Consider the following 21,554-nt stretch of genomic DNA (forward strand, 5'->3'; position numbering starts at 1 on the left):
CTGCAACGGCTGACCGCTCTCGCTGCCAAGAAACCGATGTTGGATGTGGCGCAGGAAGGGTTGGCGCAGGCCGAACGCGACGTGACGGCTCTGACTGACGAGGAAGCCACCAGCACGACCCGGTATGACCGGGACGTTGCCGAAGCCGAGTCGCAGTTGTCGGTGGTGCAGCGCGAGTTGTCCGGGCTGGCAACTGAGGACGTCACCGGCCTCATCGACGCCCTGGACACCCGCCTGCGGCAGAGCCGCGAGGCAGTGGTTGCGCTGGATGCCCGGATCGAGACATTGATTCGCCAGCAAACTGGCCTTGCGACCGAGCGCGAGCGCGTGGAGTTGGTGCTGTCCGGCCTGCCTGCGGTACAGGGCAAGGCGGACCGGCTCTCAGACGAAATCGCACAGTGGAAATTGCTCGCGAAGGCGTTGGGCAATGACGGCGTGATCGCGCTGTCCATCGACGACGCCGGTCCGGCGCTCACGCGGATCGTCAACGACCTGCTGCTCGCCTGCTACGGAGCGCGATTCACCATCGCGATTCAGACGCAGACGACGCTGGCCAATGGCGAGAAGCGTGAGGGCTTCGAGATCGAGGTGAACGATGCCGACCGGGACAGCGTGAAGAACTTCGCTTTGCTGTCAGGCGGGCAGAAAATCTGGATCAATGAGTGTTTGACCCGTGGTATTGCGCTCTACAGGGCGCAGGACTCGGGTCAGCCCTTCCAGACGCTGTTCACGGATGAGGCCGACGGACCGCTCGACCCGGAGCGCAAGCGCGCCTTCATGCAAATGAAGCGCGAGGTGCTCCGTCAGGGCGGCTATGAGCGGGAATTCTTCATTTCTCACACGCCTGAGTCGGTGGATGAGGCCGACGCAGTGATTGACCTGGTGGCGCTCGCTGCCTAGCTTTTGTCTTTAACCCGATGGGGCGCGCCCCATCGGGGCTGCCCCGTCCCCGTACAGGGCATCCCATGAAACTCGCGAAATATCTTTTCCTGCTCTACCTCGTCCTGCGCGTGCTGGCCGCTTGTGACCATCACACGCGGCCGGTAAGCAAGGAGCCAATGCGGCGCCCCGTCGTCTATGCCATTGGCAGTCCCATCGTCTCGGCCGCACTCGGCTGACCCCGGCCCACGGGCCATTCTTAACCTTCGGCGCTCCCTCGGGAGCGCCGTTTTCTTTCCACGAGAGGTCTCTACCATGAGCCAGACCATTGAGCTGTTTCCACAGGGCGCGCACGACCCCATCGAGCAGAAGATAGACCGTGCCATCGGTGCGATCCTTCGTCTGTTCCAAGCTGCGCATCCGGTGGTCATCGCCTATAGTGGGGGCAAGGACAGTAGCGTCGTGGCGGCGTTGGTGCTACACGCGGCGTCGCTTCACCGTGCCGCCGGGGGCAAGCCGCTGGTGATCGTCACCACAAGCGATACAAAGGTCGAAAGCCCGGAAGTTAATCTACATTACCGGGCTGAACTGAAGCAGATGTGCGCATTCGGAGAACAGCACGGCTTCACGGTCATTGCAAAAGTCGTCGAGCCGCAACTGGCGTCTACCTTTCAGGTAAAAGTGCTGACCGGGCGGGCGCTGCCAAGCTTCCCCGGCTTGCATGGGGACTGCAGTTTTGACCTAAAAATTGGCCCACAACGCGCCTTCCGCAAGCAGCTATTCCGCAGTCTGGCTGAGCGCGGCGCCGCCGCACCTGTCACCTGCCTCGGTACCCGCTTTGATGAGGGTGCACGCCGCGCAAGCAACATGCGCCAACGTCGTGAGTCTGCGGACAAACCGGCCAGCAACAAGGATGGCGAACTCGTGCTTAGCCCGATTGCCCACTGGAATTCCGATGATGTATGGGAGGCCATCGCGCTGTATGGCGGGGGGAGCCGCCCGGGTTACTCGGACTTCGAGGAGACCAGGCGGCTGTACGCGCATTCGGTTGGTACTTCGTGCGCCGTCGTCGCCGATGCAATCCTTGAGGGTACCTCAGGGCACAAGCAGGGAAAGTGTGGCGCCCGCCTGGGCTGCCATGTCTGCCAAATGGCTGAGGACAAGAGCCTCGCCAACATGATCGCTTACGACGAGCGCTATGCGTACGCCGAAGGCCTGCAGCGACTGAATCGGTTTATCCGGAACACACGCTTTGACTGGCGCCGGCGGCATTGGGTCGGTCGCACGATCCGCGGCAACTTCCTCAAAATTCAGCCAGATACTTACCATCCGACCATGTTGCGGGAACTGAGCCGGTACATGTTGCAGCTCGACTATGACGAACAGCAGCGTGCGAGCCGAGCAGGGGAGGCGCCTCGCTTCGAGTTGTTGCCACTCGACATGATGGTCGCCGTCGACGCGCTCCAATCTTTGAATGGCGTGGCCAGGCCTTTTGCGATGTGGGCGGATTGGCGCGATATCCATCAACGCGGTATCCGATTCGACATTCCGGAGGCTCCGTCTGCCGCACAAACCACGGTGCCAACCCCTCGCTTCCTTTACGTTGGGAGCGAATGGGATGATCTCGCGCCGGCCGCAGAATGGACCGGCATGCGTGATCCGTTCTTTGAAGCGATGACCGCGGGATCGCCGTGTGAGCCGGAGATCATGGTGACGGCAGGGGGACGGACTCTATGGAGACTGCCAACGGAACAGTCGTTCTCCGTGGATTTCGAAGCTGCCTGCATGCTCCAGGACTTTGAGCTGGACCGTATGCTGGAGACCCATGATATGGGTGTCCAGCCCGGCCAGATCACTGCGGGGTACCGCTGGTACCTGCAGTACGGCTGCCTCACGCTGTCGCGCGCACAGCAGACCGAGCACGACGAGGTGTGCCGCCGCACGGCGTACAAGGACCGCTTGGGCCTGACGCTGGAGTACGATACTGAGCGGCTGAAATCGCTAGCTGTCGACTTCCACGCGATGCCGCCAGAGGCCCGCATTGCGTGGAGCCACGCGGCAACAGATCAGGAGGAACTGCCGTTTGCCGCCTGACCAACCCTGCAACGCAAAGACCCCGTCACTTAGTGGCGGGGTCTTTTTTGTTTTGTTGGCCGCCAGACTTCGGAATGGGTAGGGTCAAGATGCTAAGGCAGGTGCCGGCTGATGGCGGAGTTCGACTCAAAGCCGTCTTTCGTGCCAATGGACTCAATGAGCTGATAGCACTATCGGTGAGGACTAAGCGTCAGCATAGAGTGACATTGCTGGATGCTTCAGTCTCTGCTCTGTCTGCCCCGTGCTACTTGCTTGATTGTAGAAACGAGCTCATCACGCAATCTCATACTCAGTTCGAGTTGTGCTTGGTTTAGATCAATGATCCAGTGATCCCTTCCGCCGTGATCCCTACTTCTTTCAAGTTGTTCTAAATAGACGTTTGTTCGCTTAGGGAGAAAATCCTCTCTAATTTTCATTTCGAAAAAGCGGCTAAAAGCGCTGTAATTCATCCTCTCGTGTGTCATGCTGGCAAGGAAGAACGCTTCGTCCAGAACCTCCCAGCCAAGTCTGGCAAAGTCACCCAAGCTGGCACGAATTTCTGCGAAGGACTGCACTTTGAACCGCTTTCCGCCACCCGCGTGACTAATTGCAATGCCAAGGTACATGGGCGACTCATCGATAGCGCAAACCACTACACCGCCACTCAGCCCCGCATACTCGTAGCCGGGCGAATGATTGGGGTTCTCGAGCCACATTCCGTCATCATCGACCGTTATGACGCCGCGAAATCGTTCTTGCTTGACTCTTGCCACTTGTTGGATGCCAGCCTCGGTTTCAAGAAACTCGTAGGGATTCACCTCTTCAGGGTAACCTGCGACGACCGCTGTGGTCCCGTGCGCGGCAACGGGGTCCGTTACGAACACGGCACCTTCATCCCAATTCAAACAATCGCCCAATCCAAAAATCATCGGGTTCATCTCAACTAGGCCCACGTCCAATCGCTCTTCGCCATCGGGAGAGCAGTCGAAATAGCGCATAGGCATTAGGAAGTCTTGAATATCTGTCGGCTGCTCGTGCCTAATAGGGACCCATAGAGGGGAGTCGTTGTCGTAGCGATTTCTCGTGGCATTCCGGACGACGTGGCTAGGCGTCAGTACGTAAACGGTACCTTGACTTACAAGCACGACGCCGGAGCCAAACTGATAGAAGTGGGACAAATCAAATGGACCGGCGGTAGCAGACGGGTCGACCGCCGTGAACAGAACACGCCGAACGACACGTAACAATCCGCTGCGTTCGATCTTCTTTGCTAGCCTCGGTGATACCTTTGTAGCCATAAGTAAAATACGTCAAGTGAGCCTGACAGCATATACCATGGCAGCATCGTCATTCGCTGAGAAGATCTACTTGGTCCCCAGTGGATTGACCGAGACGTTAAGGGCTGCACGCTTGTACAGTCTCCAGTAGCACTGATCCGCTCGCAAATGACCGGATCTGGACAGAGCTATTGCGATGCCGGCAAGTTTGACGAGAGCATTCGCGTTTATGGCGAACGCGCCGAAATGGGGGGCTGGGACGAGGAAGTCTGGTTCGCCCGCTTCCAGATCGCGGCACTGGGGGAGCGTCGCGGCGATGCGCCTGCTGCCGTACGCGAGGCGTATCTGATCGCCTATCAGGCGCGCCCGACCCGGGCACGAACCATTGTGCGAGCTTGCCCGTTATCACCGGCTGCGCAACGAATTTGCCCTTGCGCACTTGTTTGCCCAGCAGGCAGCAGCGCTGACGAGGCCAGCGGACGCACTGTTCGTGGACGAATCGGTCTACGCATGGCGCGCGCTGGACGAACTTGCGTGAGCGCCTAAACCACGTCGGTGCGATCGAACAGGGCAGGCTGGCCCTGGCGCGGCTGGTGGCCGAGGCACGGTTTTCTGCGCACCATCGGGCGCGCATCGAAGGCAACCGGCAGTACTTCAACCTTTGACGCCCCACCTGGCGCCATCGTTCTACCCCCAGCGGGTGACACGCCGGGCCTGCAGAAAGCGGCCATCTTGCAAACTCGTTAAATGGCCGTCCTGGCCGTCCTGGCCGATCTCAGCCGTCTGCCTGCGGCCATATCCACCCTGCGCCCTTCCTTTGGACCGCCATGTAGGGGCCGATTCTTTCGCCAGCCGGGATCGAAAAAAATGGAGCCTCGTGGGCTCCATTCATTCAGCAGGTCCGTACGCCTTACAGCGCGGCGGCGTCCTTCAGTTTCTTCAGCGGGCGGACCTTCACCTTGACGGTAGCGGGCTTTGCTGCGAACCACTGATCTTCGCCGGTGAACGGGTTCTTGCCGAAGCGCTTCTTGGTTGCCGCCACTTGCAGGGCAGTGACCTTGAGCAGGCCGGGGAGCGTGAACTCGCCCGCACCCTTCTTGTGCACCGCGCTCAGGACCGTGTTTTCCAGGTGGGCCAGCACAGTCTTGACGGTCTTGGCGTCCAGCTCGGTCTGGGCGACCAGATGGGCCAGCAAGCTCGCCTTGGTGAAGGTTTCCTTCAGCGGCTTCGCTACCGGTGCAGCTGTGGCTTTCTTCGCCGGTGCGGCCGCCGCCTTCTTGGCGGGCGCTGCTGCCTTCGTGGCGGCAGGCTTCGCCGGGGTCTTTACGACAGCTTTTGCTTTGGTTGCCATGGATTCTTTCGTCTGGTTACTCGTTGATATGTCGCCGTAGAGGCGTCTGCGAGAATAGCAAACTCTATGCGGTGTGTGGGAATTGAGGCTACCAACACTTACAACTGAGCGTCAATGGTGGCTCTGATCCGGTCACAGGTTCGCGTGCTGGCCAGCCCAAGCAGCTTGCCGACTTCATCGCGGTTGCGCCCGGCAAGTAGCAGCCGCCGGCAGTAGGTGTTGCGCAGCACCCGCGGGCTCATGTCTTGGGCTTCGAAGTCGATCGCGAGGAGCGCCGCTCGCACGATCTTGCCAAGGCTCATATCAGTGATCGGCTCGCCGCTGGCCTGGAGTGAGAACACGAGGTCGCCAACGACCGGAAGGGTCTGCCGGCGAACGCACCACTCGGTCAGGATCGGCACCGCGAACGCGGCGAGGGGGATCGTGCGGGTCTCACGCGCGCCGTGCGCTGGCACGCGCAGGTAGGGCGGGGCAGCATCGGGCTGCAGGTCCTCCCGGCGGGCCGTGCGGCCTTCCAATGCCGTGACGCCGGTGCCGAGGAAGAGCGCCACGATGGCGCGGTTGCGCAAGGCCGCCGGATCATCCCCAGCGTGCGGCTGCACCCAAGCTTGCAGCCGGGCGTCCGCGTCCTCTGGCAGGTAGATGGGGTCCGGCTCGGCCTTCGGCCAATGACCGTCGCGGACCAATTGACCGGCTGGATTGCTCTTGCGCACGCCGATGGCAACCAAGTGGCGACACAACCTGTCCAGTGGTTTCAGATAGCGCATGCGCGTGGCGGTACTGTAGCTGCGCGCGTCGGGCGCCTGCCAGAAGGTATCGATATGGTCCGGGCCGAACGTGGCCAGGGTGGTGTCTGCGTCGAGCAGATGACGCCGAAAGTGCTCGACATGGCCTGATGCTGGATGATCGAGCGGGCCGCGAAAGGGCGCCGGTCCGCGCCGGCGGCCTCGCGGCGCTGCCAGTCTGCGTAGGTGAGGGTGGGTTTGCTGAGCCAGAGTGTGTCGACGGGTGCCATGACGCATTTACATACGGAAATGCGCTTTCCCCGCACCCTGCCGCCTCTACGAGACGGTCATAGCCTTCAGGAGAAGGGGGCGCGCGTCTCGGCGGTGTGATGCCCGCCTTTGGGATGGCAGGGGGCAGATGGAACTGCCGACGCGCTCATGCGCGATGCGGGTTCCGCTTGAGCCGTGCATATCGCGGATATCGCCCGTCGAGCATTTCTTCTATCGCCTGCCGACGGTCTCCATCCTCAGGGGCGGGGGCGCATTCGAGCAGGTTTGTGTCCGCGCAGAAGTTCATGATCTCCAGCAGTAACTCATCGCGCCGCGGCTGCGGGAAGTGCAGGCGCCTGGCTTTGGCCCAGTAATGGTAGCCAGCATGTGTGAGGGCGAGGAGGGCGCCTGGTGTGCCATCGAGCGTGGCAGCGAGGGTGTTAGCTTCCAACTGCAGGTTAATGACTGTCATAGGTTTGGCTGGAGATTCTGCAGGCCGACCCAACGGGAAACGATATGAGAGCGGTTTCCTGTTACTTCCTCGACGTCGACCTCGGCAGTGATACCGCAGGGCCCTTGAAACAGGCCCTTGATGGTCGCCCATCTGGGCGGGATACCTGGCAGGTGCCGATAGGAATGTATAACGCGATCGTTCACGGCGAATTGGCCGGCGCGGCGAAAGTAGGGTTGGCCGTTGGGATGACGCCCGATCTCCTCGGAAAGCTGTACGGCGAGGCTATCCAGATACCGGCCCAACTGCGAGCGCTGCATGCCGATGCCGCCGCTGGTTTCCATGATCGTTGGCAAGCGCTGGCTCCCCATGTTTGCAAGCCGTCCGACCGCAGCACGCATCACACGACGGTAGTGCGCGCCGCCGGCGAGGAACACGGGGCCAACCTGGTCAGGCCAAGCCGCACCGGCCATCGCCGTGGGCAGATCGGAAATCATGGCTGCCGAGCGTTCCGCAGTCATGCGGACATCGTAGGGGGCAATCTCCGCGTCTGGCCGAATGAAGCCGTGTTGCGCGGAGAGAATGATCACATCGGGCTGCGCATCCGCCTGCACGTGAGCTCGGAAGGTCTCATACATGACGCCGCGGTACAGGTCCATGGCCGGAGCAGGGCGATCGAGCTTCGTGGCAGAGCACGCCATGAGGACCAACGGGCGAGCGACGGCCGCACGGACAATTTCATCAAAGAGGTTGAGCTGGGTGGGATGCGCTGACATCAGGTGACCCAAGTGGTGAACGTAGATCCAACCTACAGGGGCCTGCCGGAAGTCAAGGTCGCGGTTCCCGGCGAGGCCAGCCTGCTTGCGGTTCCGCGCACCGACAGGCGAGGCCTTGCTACTCGAGTCGCCGACTTCGTGCTCGGTACCTGCATCATATTTCGGGTGGCCACGCATATCGCCCTGGCGGACCCCGCTGGATGAGCGTTGCGGCTCCTCAACCAGTCGTGTGCGCTTCTCTCGCGGTAACGCTTGTTCGGGGGGGAGCGACGGCGTCGCAGCATCAAGCTCTCGCATTCGTTCGCACTGGCGCGAGAGCGGACGCTCTCCGATATAATTTCACTTTCGTGAAACAACGATAGGGCTGTTTGTCTCATGGCTCTGATCTTCTTGAACTCCATATGGCACGACCATTGCCAGATTCAGCCTTGCCATCCCGCGCCGCGATCAAGATGAGCTCCCATCTTGGGGATAGAGTGCGCGCGACTCGCGCTGCCCAGGGCCTACCAATCGATCAGGCCGCCCGAACGTGTGGGGTTTCCGTGGGTATGCTGTCGAAGCTAGAGAACGGGAAGGGTGTTCACCTTGACTATGTTCTCCGCGCTCTAGACGGCTTGGGTTTGACGATGCTGGTCGTTCCTAAGGAGCACGTGCCTCTCCTCGAGCAGGCGGCATCTCATGCGGCACAAGAGGCGAAGGCGTACGAACAAGGGCGGGGCAGGGATCGGGAGTGGGATTAATCGCCGTCCACGCACGTCAGCTCGCACGTAAAGAGCCTGTTCGACGCAATCGCGAGAGGGATTTGAGGGAATCGTCAGCCTCGCTATATGGTCTTTCAGCGTGACAACGAAATTCTTGCAATTAACCGCCAGAATTAAATGCCAACCGTCAAAGGCTGCCACCCACCGGTGGCAGCTGGTCGCCGGAGAAGCTCGACCGTCAGATCGAGCAGTTGGACTCAAGCTCGAGGAACTACAAACGGATGAGGGTGTCGCGGCGGCACGCACGTCGCGCGAGCGCAGCGCGTTGCGCCGGTGGGCGCAGTCCTTGCCTTGGTCAGCCATGAGCTGAAGAACCCGCTAAACGTGATCCAGCCCAAGGCCGAGACCTTGCTGCGCCTCAAGGAAGCGCAGGAAGCACCCGGCATCCTGAAAGGCGCGAGCGCGATTGTGCGGGCGGTCGGCACCAAGGCCCGTATCATCGACGACCTGCTCGACTTGTCGCGGCGGCGCACGGGCAAGCTCACTTTTTCCGCTTCGCAGGTGGACCTGCGCGGCATCACGCCGCAAGTCCTTGCGGCTTAGCCACACTGCCTGCCCCGCGGGGGCAGTGGGCTTTGGTGCCGATCTCAGCGTGGTAGCGGCACCAGCAGAAGCGTTGGACTACCCTAAAGGCGCTATGGCAGCACCTTGATATAGGCGAGGCGAAGGCAATTTACATGCGGTGGGAGGCGAGCCACACAGGATTGCACGGCATTCGCGGCGATGGAAAGAGTGCGTCTTGCAGCTCGCTGGGCGCGATGCGGTCTTGCAAGAACTGCAGCAGCACCTCGTCGGCGTGTCCATGCTGCCCTTGCGTACTAGCCCGTGGCGGTCGGCCTGATTCCTGCGTGACAAGATGTTCGCGACCGATCTGGCAGCGCGCCCCACGCTGCCGCGCAGGCGCGTCAGGAGGCCGGCACCAGTTCGAGGCGCTCCAGTGGCAGTTGCGGGAGTTGTGTGTACCCAATTCTCGACGGACCTGGAGCGCCCCTGTGAGCCGGCACAAGGGGTGCCGGAGTGCTGCTGCGACATTGTCCACCGCGCGAGGGGATAAGCCTGGTGACAAGCCGCGAGGCGGGGTGGGCGCCCAACGGTAGCCGCCGAATTGACTAAATTTTAGGCAGAGGGCGACCGCGTCCGCCCGCCGACTAGATTCCCACAGCAGCGATCCCCGGGCGCCCAGCGCTATAGCCCGTGGCGATGTGCAATCGCAACGCGCAGGGACAGGGCGGGAACGGGTGCGGCGCCATACCGGACTCGTTGCAAAAGGCAAATCAACACGGGGGGACGATGGAAAATTTCAGCGCCAGCCGCGGTTTTGGCAACGTCAGCCGAATCGAGCCTGAGGCCGACAAGATCTTCCGCGCCATGGCGCAGCGAGCATGGTTCGAGGATTGGGAACGCCTTCAGCTGGTCTGCGCCATGGCTGAGCATTTCGGTGATCTCAACATGATCTACCCCTTCAGGGAACGGGCGCGCCCAGCGCATCCTGTTCGAGCACATCATCGTCAATGTCGGCTTCGAAATCAGTTGGTGGGCCCGTCGAAGCGTTCGAGTGGATCGACGCCAATGTCGCGGCGGTCGTCTGCGACTATCGCCCGCTGCAAGCGGTGTTCGAAAGGTGCATCGGACAGCGGATTGGCGATTGATTGGGACATGCTGCCCCCACGCTGAAGGCGGAGGCGGGTAAGGCCATTCCCAACTTCTGGGCTCCGCCGCGGGCCTTGATTTGACATACGGGACGCCCAAATCTTGGTGCAAGCGGGAAAGCACCCGCCTCGCCGAACAGTCGGGAATGCTCTTCTGCTCGCGGTGCGAGGGTTTGGCCTCGCAGTCCGTCAGAATTCAAGAGGCTCTCGATTACACCCAATGCGCTTTACCGACCTCCAAGCGGCCGCACTGGATGACCTTTGCGTCCGTTGCCTGAATGACCTTGAAGCGGCTTGGGGCGGGCGGCGTGTGGGTCAAGAACGAAGATGTGCAATCGGTCGCTAGTTAGGTGGAGGTATTCCGCGACGCTCGTTGCGCTGGCATCAACGCGCCAAACCGCCAGCGCGTTGGCGGCCGGCGGGTCGGACCGCTGAAGTCGGATCGTTAGCCGAGTGCGCCAGCTATTCGGGTTCTTGCCTAGCCCAGTGTCTCTGGGTGCTCGATGGTCACTCGCGTGCACCTGGCCAGATCCTGCCAGAACGCGCGGTTTGCGCGGCATGATGGCGCACAGCATGGGCAAGGCCTCCTCTGCTACACCCCTGCCAAGATGCCTATACTGCACTTAAATCAGGTTGATATCAAATGACCATCAAATAGAAGCGCTTCTTCTAACCTACTGAATTTATTAGCATTTCTGTTGTTGATGACCCGGCGGTCTCGGACCAGCGAAGTAAGTCATCAAATAAACTATGCCCAGTACGGCACATATTTCATGTACTTGCGGCCGGCGCTTTCATCGTGGGCCCGCAACATCCCTGCCTCTACCGCTTCCTTGATCAGGCGAGACGCGATCGCACTGTTCTGGACCGTGATGCCGAAACGCTCCCGAAGCGTCGCGTTTGTCATGTAGTCACGCTGGACGTACCGGAGGCAGGCATGCAGATAGCAGGCCCGGACGCGGTCGGTCTTGTCCATCTTCGTCAATTCCTTGTGGGCGAACAGGGTTGCCCTAGTATGGTCAGAAACGATCGCAAACTCTGGCGCCGGCAACTGATACGCCTCCGTCAGCGATACTACCTTATCCACGCCACTCCCGCGTTCCTCGCAAATGCCGAAGCGACGCATGAGTGAGGCGAGTCCTTCGTTACGGGACCGAGGGGGCGTGTCCAGGAATCGCTCGACATTGATAAGAGGGCTACCGGGATTGGTCACCTCCATTCGATCTCTGAAGATCTCAATCATCGGTCCAGCGCCGCCTAAAGTGAAGTCCTGGTGGATGAGCGCATTGGCTGCAAGTTCGCGGACAGCCAACTCAGGATACATTGGTACATCCTTGCGAATGGCTTTACCGATAACCTCGTTGGCCGGCAGCAAGGCATTGATATAGCCAATCAAGCCCTCGAAGCCTGCCGCGTAGCCCTTTGCACCAACCTGCTCGCGCAAAGTAGAAATCCGGTCCACGCCCTCATATGCAATCACCCTGACAGCTTTGCGCCGCAGGCCGCCGAAGTCCTCCAGGCGCTTCGCGAACAGAATGGCGCCCAGACTAGTGATGTCCCAACTGCCACTGCTACTGCGGCGAATCAGGCTTTCTGCCGCAAGGCGTTCAAGGATCTGCGACCGGCTTTCGGGAAGCGGGATCCCCGCCAGGTCAAAGTACGCCGGATAGTCCAGCAGGGAAACAACCTCCTCGTCTGCCAGGTCCCGGCGAGCAATTATCGCTTCGAACGGCGTTTCGTCAAAGATTCTCCAGAGTTCGCGCTCCTTTTCAGGAAACTCCTTGAGCTTCTTCGTCAGCGAGCCAATCCGGATGAACTCGTTGTGCTTGAACTGCACCGGGTGCCGATACGCCCTACCGATTTCGAGGATGACCACACGCTTGCCGTCCATTTCCACCGCATCGAATGCGAATAGAATCTTCGGGCTGAGCAGACGCAGCAGCCAGTTCTCCAACTCTTCATTCCCGACTTTTGCCGCCTTGGGATCAAACGTTGTTCCGACGATTTCATGGCTGACGTCGTCGACACCCCAGATAAGGTAACCATGAGCACGGTTGGTCAACGCCGCGGAATTCGACAACGCAGATAGATACTCCCCAATCTGCTCAGGATCCGCGCGATTGCGCTTGAACTCCAGCCATTCGGTTTCCGTTGGCAACTTGCACAACTCACGGACCAAGCTCGCAAGCTTTTCCTGTGACGTGGATAGATTCATACTGGATCGACGGCGGGAGTGATTTATGCAGCGGTTGCTGAGCGACACACAATTTTACTCGACCTGATGGTCAGCGCTGCCGAGGATACAGTATGGACCCAGCTGGATAACTAACCCGAAGGGCGGCACTCGCTGCTTAACGAAGCTCCGCGAGTCCTGCATCCAGTGCGGTCACGGCATTGCCGACTTGCTGAACGGTTTCCCGGTCGAATTCATGGGCCCTTTCGGTCCTGCGCGAAACCCGGCCCGCGCTGGACATCGGCCGCGGCCTCATGCGGAAACAGCTCGCTGCCCTGCCGCCGACGTCAACCAACGCGCGCCTGCAATGCGCCCCGCCGCGGCTCTACACCACAGGCATCCGGCTGGCCGAAGCGGTGTCCGCCACGACCAACTACCTCACCTGGGAAAGCCTCACGCAGCCCGGCACCCGCACCCGCATCGAGGGCTGGTGGCTGGAGGTGGTCGGCGGGGCAACAAGCTGCGCCGCGTGCTCATGGCGCCGACGGAGCTGGAGAAATTGGCCAGGTAACCGCGCAGCCGCGGATTTCCGGCGGAGGCGAGCGTCGGCCAAGCGCAGGACCTGGCCGCGCGACCGATGCGGCGGCTGGCATCCTACCTGGCACCTTGGCCAGCAACTCAGGGCGTTCTTCGCGCAATGCGCCGACGGCTGGCCGCCGCCAGCACCCACTGGCTGCGGCACACCCACATTTCGCACGCGCTCGCCAAGGGCGCGCCGTTGGACGGCTGCAGCAGAACGCCGTCCATGCCTCGCCGCATACCGCGAAGCGTTACGTCCAGACCGAGGCGGCAAGACAGCGCTTAAATCGCCGTATCCTGTCTGTGCAGTCTTGCTACCGCCCGCCTCGCCGTCCGCGGTGAGCGAGGGTTCTTTTTCTGGAGTTCGCGTCCTCGCGACGCAGGTGCGCGGGGCGATTGCCTTTCCCAGGCGGCCTGGAGAATACTGAGCGCGGGCGACTCGCAACGGTTACCTGATTTCTTCTTGGACGTTCTACGGCTCTCTTCTACCGGTTGAGAGCTTTTTTTTGCACCCCGGCCCATGGATGGCTTGCATCTGCGGTAGATTCCCTGCTCCGTGGCTCGCAGAAACGGGTACGCTCGACCTCTTGAAAGCCCGTAGAGCATGACATGGAGCCACGGGCCAAGCGTTTACCCGATGCACGTACGGCGACTTTGCAACTCCGGCGTGGATGTAAGACCCATCACTATGCCAGTCGTCGGCTATTGCCTAGAGAAGAAACGCCGCGGCACGGCGATGGGCGTACTCTTCATGGGCATTTCGCTGGGCATCGGCTGCAGCTTCTTGCTCGCGGGCACCTTTGGCGCCTCGCACGGCTGGCGCACCAGCTTCTATGTCCTGGGCGGAATCGGCGTCGCCATCGCCGTGGCACTGGCATTTCTGAAGGAAGACCGCGGCCCGGCCGCGGCGCAGGAACGCGGCCAGCCGTTCCTGCAGCAGGTGCGCGCGGTGCTGGGCGTAGTTGGCGGCAACCCGGCGCTGCGCTTCACCATCGTCGGCTTCGTGCTGGTGCATGCCGTGTTTGCCGCGCTCTCGTTTACCCAGCTCTCTCACATCGCAAACTTTTTCCCGCTTTAGTCATTTTATCGGGATTGCTCCCTCTTTTTGAAGCCATTAGCGATCTGTGCTGGTGGGAGAAAAAGGAGCGCTTTCTCAATCGAATGCCAGGCATGCGGGTTGAATATTGCTTCCAGTGATCATGCAAGGCCTTCTCGACACCGCCTCAATCGGAGTCTTTTTGGTGAGCGGTCCACAGCCTGAGAACGAAGGCGTATGCTCGCAGGAGCGTGATAATGAATTCTCTACCGGTAGCTCAAGTTTCCTTGGCACAGCAAACCAATCTTGAAATCCTTCGGGGAGTGTCAGATATGCTCGGCCTCGTGGAAAAGAACATTGCCCAGATCGAGACGCTCCTTGAATGGAATCTTCAATGGGTTCATGCTGCTTTTCCAGGCTCTTGCGAGTACACGAAGCAGCTGCTAGCAATGAGCAGGCCCCGGGATGTCCTGACAATGCAATTTTCCTAACGCATTTGGCTGGCGGGCAAGCTTGTTTGCACCCACGAGTGTTGCCTGCGATGGCTTGATCAGCTCGCCATAGACACCAATATCACGAGATGCCGAGGATGCGGGCGCGCACGGATCCAGATCGGATTTCACGGTGCTCGCTCTTTCGACACATCTCTCGAGTTCTTCAATAGCGCATTCAGCAGGGCATGTTTTGCGAGCTTCTTTAGCAATGAACACCGGCACGCCACGCCATGTGACTGTCATCATCTCCCGTGGGAGAAGCCTGGTGGCGGGCGGACCATTCGACCCGTGATCAGTTCCGCTCACGCATCCAATTGATCAGGCCGCCGGCACACAGCACCGCGACCTGACGCGGCGAGAATTGGTGGGTCAGTATCAGGCGGTCGCCGCGGCCGTCGATGCTGGCCTCAATCTCGGATCCTGCGGCCAGGGCAACGTCGAAATGCTCGAGCACCAGCACGTCACCCTGTGCGAGCTTGTCATAGTCACTGCCGTGCTTGAACGTCAGCGGGAGCACCCCGAAATTGATCAGGTTCTGCCAGTGAATACGGGCGAAGCCTTTGGCGATGACGACGCGCAGGCCCAGATACCGCGGCACGATGGCCGCGTGTTCGCGGCTCGAGCCCTGCCCATAGTTCATCCCACCCGCGATGGCGTGGGCGCCAGCGGCTCTTGCGCGCTGCACATAGTGCTCGTCGAGTTGCTCGTAGACGAACTCGCTGATAGCGGGAATGTTGCTGCGGTAGGGCAGCACGCGGGCACCGGCCGGCATGATGTCGTCGGTAGAGATGTTATCGCCGACTTTGAGCAGCAGCGGCAGCCTGAGCTTGTTCGGTAGCGGATCGAAGTCCGGCAGTGAATGGATGTTTGGGCCCTTCAGCAAAGTCTGCGCACGAGCCTGCTCGTATGTCAGCGGCGCCATGAGATTCTGCGTGTCAATTATGGGATCCTCCGGCTCGACGATACGCGGATAGTCCATTCCTAACCCGCGCGGATCCGTGATTCTCCCAGTCATGGCCGAGGCCGCAGCTGTCTCCGGACTGCACAACCAGACGTGATCCTCGCGCGTGCCGGAGCGGCCCGCGAAGTTGCGCGGCACGGTGCGCAGGCTGTTCTTCCCGGTGGCTGGGGCCTGGCCCATACCGATGCAGCCGTTGCAGCCGGCCTGATGCAGGCGCGCACCGGCGTGTAGCAGGTGAATCACGTGCCCGTCGCGCATCAAGGTTTCCAGCATACTGCGAGAGGTCGGATTCACGTCGAACGAGACATGTGACGCCACCGTGCCGTTCCGGACGATCTGGGCCGCCACTGCAAAGTCACGGTAGCCCGGATTGGCGGAGGATCCGATATAGGCCTGATAAATATCTTCGCCGGCCACCTCTCGCACCGGGACGACATTGCCTGGACTGGACGGTTTGGCAATCAATGGTTCGAGCAGCGACAGGTCAATTTCGGCCTCCATGTCATAGCGGCAGTCAGCATCGGCCAGCAGGCTGGTGAAAGCATCCTCGCGACCCTCGGACGCGAGAAAACGTCGCACTGCTTCATCGGCGGGAAATACACTGGTCGTCGCGCCGAGCTCGGCACCCATGTTGGCGATCACATGTCGATCCATCGCCGACAGCTTGTCCAGGCCCGGCCCGTGGTACTCGATGATGCGGCCGATGCCGCCATCGACCCCGTATCGGCGCAACATTTCCAAAATCACATCCTTGGCGCTAACCCAGTCCGGCAACTCGCCGGTCAACTTGATGCCCCAGATTTCCGGCATGTTCAGGTAGAACGGCTCACCGGCCATCGCCATGGCAACCTCCACTCCGCCCGCTCCGATCGCCAGCATGCCTAGTGAGCCGGCCGCGCAGGTATGGCTGTCCGAGCCGAGAAGCGTCTTGCCCGGACAACCGAATCGCTGCATGTGTGTGGGGTGGCTGACGCCGTTGCCAGCCCGGCTGTACCAGACGCCGAAGCGCTTGCAGGCGCTGAGCAGGAACAGGTGATCGTCCGGATTTCTGAAGTCCTCCTGCAGCAGATTGTGGTCCACGTACTGGGCGGAAAGCTCAGTCTTGACGCGGTCCAGCTGCATCGCCTCAAGCTCGAGCATGACCATCGTACCGGTGGCATCCTGGGTCAGCGTCTGGTCGATGCGCAGCGCAATCTCTTCGCCAGGGTGCGTACGACCACTGAGCAGGTGTGTTTCAATCAGCTTCTGGGCGACACTTTTTCCCATGATTTGCCTCTATTCGGTGAGCGGTGTGAGGGACGACGCCTCGCAACTGGGAGTCCACTCCTGGATAAGGATGGGCGGCAGACTTCACTGCAAGTACCTCATCTCGGCATTGTCGAGAACCGCCAGCAATTGCGCTTCCGCCCGCCGTCCCCGCGCCAACTCCGCTGTATGTAGCAACTAAAAGGCCTTCAACGTACAAATGAAAAGTTGGAATATCTCCGGACAGAATCCGCCTGAAGCCGGCTTGGCCAAGGTCCTCTCTGCGTTCCTCAAGCGCTTCAATGAAGCGGGACAAGTGTCGATTAGCACCGCGAGTTGACCCCGTGGTTGCCACTGATGCTGCCCCGGCCATGAGTGCGATACAGGCCGATCGTGCCCGTATGCTGGCTCGAAGTGTGGAGCATCTGCATGCAATTACGGCTCACGCACCGCTGCCATCCAATAGGTATGAGCCGCCGCCGGTAGCGGAACAGGTCTCCGACAGAGGCAATCGACAATTACTTGCACTCGGGTGCCTCGCTCCTCTGCGTCAGGTAAGCGATCAGATCTGCGCGCTCTTGGTCGTCCTTCACTCCCGCGTACCCCATGCTTGTACCCGGGATCACCTTCAGCGGATCGGCCAGAAAGCGATTCAGCGTGCGTTCATCCCATACTAGCTTCGATTGCTTCATCGCATCGGAGTATGCGAAGCCGGGCTCGCTACCCGCACGTCGTCCAAGGAGACCGCAATGCTTGGGCCCTGTGCGGTCGTAGGTGAACGTGTGGCAGGCCACACAGCGATCATAGATTGCTGCGCCGGCCGCCGGGTTACCGCGCAAGACGCCGCCGCCGGACGCGGGCCCCCCGGCCAAGGCCGTGATGAGGCCGAAACTCGCCAGGAGGCTTCTGTACATCTACGAGACGAACGCCGACGGCACGGGCGTTTCGCCCAATACATGGCGCAGTACGGCCCAGTGCATGGCCTCATCGCCAAGGATACTGGCGGCCGCTTTGGCGAGGTCACGGTCGTGGAAGATCGGCACCGCTCCAAGATAGGCACTGGCCGCTCCCTTCTCCAGGGATGCCGCAAAGCGGAGGACGTCGTTCTGGGTCTTGAGCGAGTCGGTCGGGAACGTGTACTTTTCCTTCGCTGAAACTGGCTTGCCGCCCAGTTTCGCGATGGCTTGAGAAAGCACGTTCGCATGCTCTTTGTGGTGGCCCTGAAACGACACAGCGACATCAAGTATTGGCTTCTTCAGTAGTCCGCTTTGCGCCCCGACCTGGTAAGCCGCGATGGCTTCAAATTCCGCTCCGAGCGCGGTATTCAGAACGCGGACGTCGTTCTCCGGCGAACCTTCCCCGGCGGCTGCAAGCGCTTTCCTACCTGTTAGCAACGCGATCGCCGTGCCTGAGAGCAAGAGACCGGACTGGTGGAGGAAAGCGCGGCGTGTGTCGGCTTGCGCAAAAGGAGTCGTTAGACGTTGAATCGATGACATGGCTGCCTCCTTGACAGGTGTCTTACTGCACTGCAAGCGGAGCAAGGACTTCGACGATGCGGTCGGAGCGCTTTCCCGCAAAAAAGCAACTTCACGTGGAAAATCTTCCGCGCACTTCGCGCAAGAGACTTCGCGTCCGTTAGAAGCACGTACGCACCGTCACCTCCTGAATGCCAAGACATTCGACGTCCCTCGACAGTCCTGTCTTCCGGCCCGGCGTCACAGGAATCGGGATTGCCGAGGCACTCCGACCACCCTTGAGGTTCGTCGGGTGTAGTAGTGTGAATTGGCAGCCCTATCCATGTGGGCCACAAAAAGAAGAACTTATGAAGCAGGGGCCCAATGCATGCGAAGAAATCGGGGACTAGCGAGGGCGTTTCAACTTTAAAAGCCATACGGCTTCAGTTTGGCTCCGCACGGAGCTCGTCACACGTTCGCCGTCGTTAGTGCACCATTGCATCGTGCCGCGCTGATTCGATTCGCAAAGTTTGCTGAGCTCGGTGTTGGTTGCGAAACAAGCATCTTAGATGCATGTTATGCCGTAACTGCGAGATTGGCAACGCATATTGCAGTCGAGGCGTTGCAGACGCGTGCGAACCATTGCCATCAATGGCGATCAGCACCTGCAGTGAGTGCGTCCGCGATGGTTACGACTGCGGACGGGCTTTCCCCAACCCACTCGATTTGAGTGTGCCACCGGCGCGCGCTTAGGCTACGAGTACGTAAGAGCCAGGCACATTGGCCAATATGACACAAGCACCCAAGGCAGGCGTCATCGTCTTCTCGCTGGAATGATGTGCGAGCCATCGTTGCCACCGCGGCCACCACGATCCTTCACATACCGGCGTGCTGGCGAAACCATTCGTTCGGGCTGAGATAGGGGATTGTTCTTGGCCTGCAGGCCAAGACGATAGTGCCGCCCGGCATCGCCTAGCTCCGAGACGATGCCCGCCCTCCAGACGTGAGCGGGAAGCTGCCCTAAGTGTCTGCAGGTGAAGTTTGTTGACCGAACGCCAGGGCGACACGGGGTCGCGTTCTTTGCCGACCACAAAGATGGGCAACTTGGGATCGGCCAACGAAATCGACCGACGGTGGGTCTCCTCACGCAGGTTCCGCCAGCGAGTAAGTTTCGTCCCCCTGTCTTTAACGTCACCCTTAGCACCTCAGGGTTCAGTTACAAACAGTTGCTCGGCGAGGGTTAATCATCCATTGCCGAGCAGTCTGGGAGACGCAACGCAATCCACCGCGCGACACGTTGTGTGGACGTCGATCTGGCGAAGGCGATCTTAAAGAAACATGTCACATCTTGATAATTCGCGTAGGGGGGTATTGAATGAACGTTCCGGGCGCGCACGGTAGGCGTCTGGTGGTCAAGAACCTTGCGGAGGAGGTCGCAGTCTTCGCTGCACGGGCTGAGCGCCCGGTGCGACGACGTTACTGGACGCCTCCCAGCAGACCTAACATTCAAAACATTGGAGACAAGGATGTTGAGTCCTCATAGATTCGCAGCCCTCATGCTGGCAGCCGACGTGCCCGATGAAGTTGAATTCGATCCCGCCAATCTTGGTGCTCTCGTGGAGCGTCAAATAGGTCAGCTGGAACAGTTCGCACCCGGACACTAACGCCCTCGCATCACCAGCGAGGGCTATTTCCCGCTAAAATTCATTGCACGATCCACTGAAGGACGAGGTCCACCTCGATGCCCTACTTGAGACCATCCTGCCACAAGGGACTCTGGAATGCGCGGGCGTATCGCCAGCAACATTAGGCGGACAAGCGCGTTGCCGGCCCGCAGATGCTCATCACGTCATGCCGGTCGGCAACCTAGGTGACGATGGATTATCGTTACGGTCCAGTCGTCCTTTCACGTGTTCCGGCCGCACCGACGTTGCCGCTCAATCGGCGGCGGCGTTTCAGGCCAACTTCTTGGAGCCTCATCATGAATCCGCTGACCGTGGAGCAGCTCGCAGCCGCTCAGAAAGCCAGCCTTGAAATCTGGCTCGGACTGGCGAGCAAGGCCGCCGAAGGCTTTGTAAAGCTTGGTGAGTTGAATTTGCGGGTGTTTAAGGCGACGCTTGCGGAAACGCAAGCGCAGACGAAGAAGGCGCTCTTGGCCAATGATCCCCAGGAAGTGCTCGCGCTGCAAGCCAACCTGTTGCCGGCGATTGCGGAGAAGGTCCTCTCGTACGAGTGTCAGACGTACGAAATCGTCTCGGCGACGCAAGCCGAACTCGCGAAGGTCACCGAGACGCTGTACGCGGAGCAATGCCGCAGGGTGGAAGAGATGGTCGACAATCTCGCCAACAGCGCGCCGGGGGGCGCGGAAGCCCCTGTTGCCGCACTCAAGTCGGTGGTCAGCGCCACCAATGCGCTATACGAAACGTTGCAACAAGCTGCGAAGCAGGCCGTCGATTTCACCGATAATAACTTCAAAGCGGCGAGCGCCGTGGCGTCGAAGGCGACAAAGCAAGTCGTGGAGCAAGCGTCGCGCCCGGCTAAGAAGTAACGATGAACGGATGCTGCGCCCCTTGTTGCGGCGCAGCGAAGCGGCCGCGGACACGGAGTGAAGCCCGGTACCGACAATGAGCGGTCACAACGTTTCTTAGATTGAGATCGACGTCATGACCAGGCAAATTACAGTGGCGGCCGGTGGCATGGGCGGATTGGGCGAAGAAATGAGCATCAACCGCCATGACGCTAGCGATACGTCGGTCGTGACCCATTCGCCCGCAAACACTAGAGTTAAACGGATTGTTTGGCTCGGATAACCGCGAACGGATACCTGCTATGACCCTATCCTGTGGATGCGGCCGACTTGATGTGCGCCACCATGGCGTCGAGAAATTCCAAGCCAAGGTCGGCCCCTTCGATATTCAGGTGAACAATGCAGGCATTACGCGGGGCGGTACTGCAAAACACTGGACAGGTCAACTGGGACGTGGTCATCCGGACCAATCTCAAATCGGTGTTCAACATGACGACGCCGCGGTGCGATGGCATGCTCGAGCGGAGATGCGGACGCATCACCCCTCGTCCTCCATCATTGGCTCCAACGGTGGGTTCGGGCAGACCAACTACACGACCACGAAGGTTGAGAAGGATGGTTCCACAACATCGCTGGCGCTTGACGACGTGACCGTTAGCACAATCTCGCCGAGGTGCATCGCGACCAGATGGTTACGACGGTGCCCCAGGAGATCCTGAACGCCAAGATCATCCCGCGGACCCCGGTGGGGCACCCGGGCAAGCCGGAGGAGGAGGTGGCCCTGGTCTTGGGATCCGAGGGCGCAGCCTTTGTCACCGGTGCGGACATTGCCATCAATGACAGCCAGCATCTGCAGTGAATGCGGCCGGTCAT

19 protein-coding genes and 1 pseudogene are annotated in these 21,554 nt (G+C 60.3%); 10 read left to right on the top strand and 10 right to left on the bottom strand.

Annotated elements, in window-relative coordinates; genetic code table 11:
- The 3 genes from ACYP5B_RS50700 to ACYP5B_RS50710 form a co-directional block, all read left to right on the top strand.
- On the top strand, positions 1–900 hold a 900-nt coding region (locus ACYP5B_RS50700; protein WP_459575035.1), incomplete at its 5' end, for a P-loop NTPase family protein.
- Positions 901–965: 65 nt separating this feature from the next.
- Positions 966–1,118, top strand: coding sequence for a hypothetical protein (locus tag ACYP5B_RS50705; RefSeq protein WP_459575036.1), 153 nt, complete (start codon positions 966–968; stop codon positions 1,116–1,118).
- Between the two features lie 76 nt (positions 1,119–1,194).
- Positions 1,195–2,973 carry a phosphoadenosine phosphosulfate reductase domain-containing protein gene (locus ACYP5B_RS50710; RefSeq protein WP_459575038.1) on the top strand — a complete coding sequence of 593 codons (1,779 nt, stop codon included), beginning with the start codon at positions 1,195–1,197 and terminating at the stop codon, positions 2,971–2,973.
- A 218-nt stretch (positions 2,974–3,191) separates the two neighbouring features.
- Here the strand turns inward: ACYP5B_RS50710 and ACYP5B_RS50715 are convergent, their stop codons facing one another.
- Positions 3,192–4,250: a hypothetical protein gene (locus ACYP5B_RS50715; RefSeq protein ID WP_459575040.1), complete on the bottom strand. Its 1,059-nt coding sequence runs from the start codon at positions 4,248–4,250 to the stop codon at positions 3,192–3,194.
- A gap of 509 nt (positions 4,251–4,759) precedes the next feature.
- Here ACYP5B_RS50715 and ACYP5B_RS50720 point away from each other — a divergent pair.
- Positions 4,760–4,894, top strand: a complete 135-nt coding sequence (locus tag ACYP5B_RS50720; protein ID WP_459575041.1) for a hypothetical protein — start codon at positions 4,760–4,762, stop codon at positions 4,892–4,894.
- Positions 4,895–5,139: 245 nt separating this feature from the next.
- Here ACYP5B_RS50720 and ACYP5B_RS50725 read toward each other — a convergent pair whose 3' ends face one another.
- From ACYP5B_RS50725 to ACYP5B_RS50740, 4 genes are all read right to left on the bottom strand, one after another.
- Positions 5,140–5,580, bottom strand: coding sequence for an HU family DNA-binding protein (locus tag ACYP5B_RS50725; RefSeq protein WP_459575042.1), 441 nt, complete (start codon positions 5,578–5,580; stop codon positions 5,140–5,142).
- Between the two features lie 98 nt (positions 5,581–5,678).
- A complete protein-coding gene (locus ACYP5B_RS50730; protein ID WP_459575044.1) occupies positions 5,679–6,602 on the bottom strand; it encodes a tyrosine-type recombinase/integrase in 924 nt (307 codons plus the stop codon).
- A 139-nt stretch (positions 6,603–6,741) separates the two neighbouring features.
- Positions 6,742–7,047, bottom strand: coding sequence for a hypothetical protein (locus ACYP5B_RS50735; protein WP_459575046.1), 306 nt, complete (start codon positions 7,045–7,047; stop codon positions 6,742–6,744).
- Positions 7,044–7,802 (bottom strand): DUF6884 domain-containing protein, encoded by a 759-nt coding sequence (locus ACYP5B_RS50740; protein WP_459575049.1) that lies wholly within the window; start codon positions 7,800–7,802, stop codon positions 7,044–7,046. Before ACYP5B_RS50740 ends, ACYP5B_RS50735 begins: the two co-directional genes overlap by 4 nt.
- A 452-nt stretch (positions 7,803–8,254) precedes the next feature.
- Between ACYP5B_RS50740 and ACYP5B_RS50745 the strand changes: the two genes are divergently transcribed.
- From ACYP5B_RS50745 to ACYP5B_RS50755, 3 genes are all read left to right on the top strand, one after another.
- Positions 8,255–8,542 (top strand): helix-turn-helix domain-containing protein, encoded by a 288-nt coding sequence (locus ACYP5B_RS50745; RefSeq protein ID WP_459575051.1) that lies wholly within the window; start codon positions 8,255–8,257, stop codon positions 8,540–8,542.
- A gap of 294 nt (positions 8,543–8,836) precedes the next feature.
- Positions 8,837–9,106 carry a histidine kinase dimerization/phospho-acceptor domain-containing protein gene (locus tag ACYP5B_RS50750; protein WP_459575053.1) on the top strand — a complete coding sequence of 90 codons (270 nt, stop codon included), beginning with the start codon at positions 8,837–8,839 and terminating at the stop codon, positions 9,104–9,106.
- A 747-nt stretch (positions 9,107–9,853) separates the two neighbouring features.
- A complete protein-coding gene (locus tag ACYP5B_RS50755; RefSeq protein ID WP_459575055.1) occupies positions 9,854–10,237 on the top strand; it encodes a hypothetical protein in 384 nt (127 codons plus the stop codon).
- Between the two features lie 723 nt (positions 10,238–10,960).
- Here the strand turns inward: ACYP5B_RS50755 and ACYP5B_RS50760 are convergent.
- Positions 10,961–12,427, bottom strand: a complete 1,467-nt coding sequence (locus ACYP5B_RS50760) for an ATP-binding protein (protein WP_459575056.1) — start codon at positions 12,425–12,427, stop codon at positions 10,961–10,963.
- A 1,204-nt stretch (positions 12,428–13,631) separates the two neighbouring features.
- On the opposite strand from ACYP5B_RS50760, the gene ACYP5B_RS50765 reads away from it, so the two are divergent.
- Positions 13,632–14,042, top strand: coding sequence for an MFS transporter (locus tag ACYP5B_RS50765; protein ID WP_459575058.1), 411 nt, complete (start codon positions 13,632–13,634; stop codon positions 14,040–14,042).
- A 401-nt stretch (positions 14,043–14,443) separates the two neighbouring features.
- Here ACYP5B_RS50765 and ACYP5B_RS50770 read toward each other — a convergent pair whose 3' ends face one another.
- From ACYP5B_RS50770 to ACYP5B_RS50785, 4 genes are all read right to left on the bottom strand, one after another.
- A complete protein-coding gene (locus tag ACYP5B_RS50770; RefSeq protein WP_459575059.1) occupies positions 14,444–14,623 on the bottom strand; it encodes a hypothetical protein in 180 nt (59 codons plus the stop codon).
- 163 nt (positions 14,624–14,786) lie between these two features.
- Entirely contained in the window at positions 14,787–16,721 is a 1,935-nt protein-coding gene (locus ACYP5B_RS50775) for an aconitate hydratase (RefSeq protein ID WP_459575060.1), read from the bottom strand.
- 497 nt (positions 16,722–17,218) lie between these two features.
- Positions 17,219–17,614 (bottom strand): c-type cytochrome, encoded by a 396-nt coding sequence (locus ACYP5B_RS50780; protein ID WP_459575061.1) that lies wholly within the window; start codon positions 17,612–17,614, stop codon positions 17,219–17,221.
- On the bottom strand, positions 17,615–18,196 hold the full coding sequence (locus tag ACYP5B_RS50785; protein ID WP_459575062.1) for a ferritin-like domain-containing protein: 582 nt from the start codon (positions 18,194–18,196) through the stop codon (positions 17,615–17,617).
- A gap of 1,939 nt (positions 18,197–20,135) precedes the next feature.
- On the opposite strand from ACYP5B_RS50785, the gene phaP reads away from it, so the two are divergent.
- Together phaP and ACYP5B_RS50795 are read left to right on the top strand one after the other, a co-directional pair.
- A complete protein-coding gene (phaP, locus tag ACYP5B_RS50790) occupies positions 20,136–20,702 on the top strand; it encodes a TIGR01841 family phasin (RefSeq protein WP_459575064.1) in 567 nt (188 codons plus the stop codon).
- Positions 20,703–20,817: 115 nt separating this feature from the next.
- Positions 20,818–21,540: pseudogene (locus ACYP5B_RS50795) on the top strand (SDR family NAD(P)-dependent oxidoreductase).
- The last annotated feature ends 14 nt before the right edge of the window (positions 21,541–21,554 follow it).

It is taken from the genome of Cupriavidus sp. 8B (genome assembly GCF_054589115.1).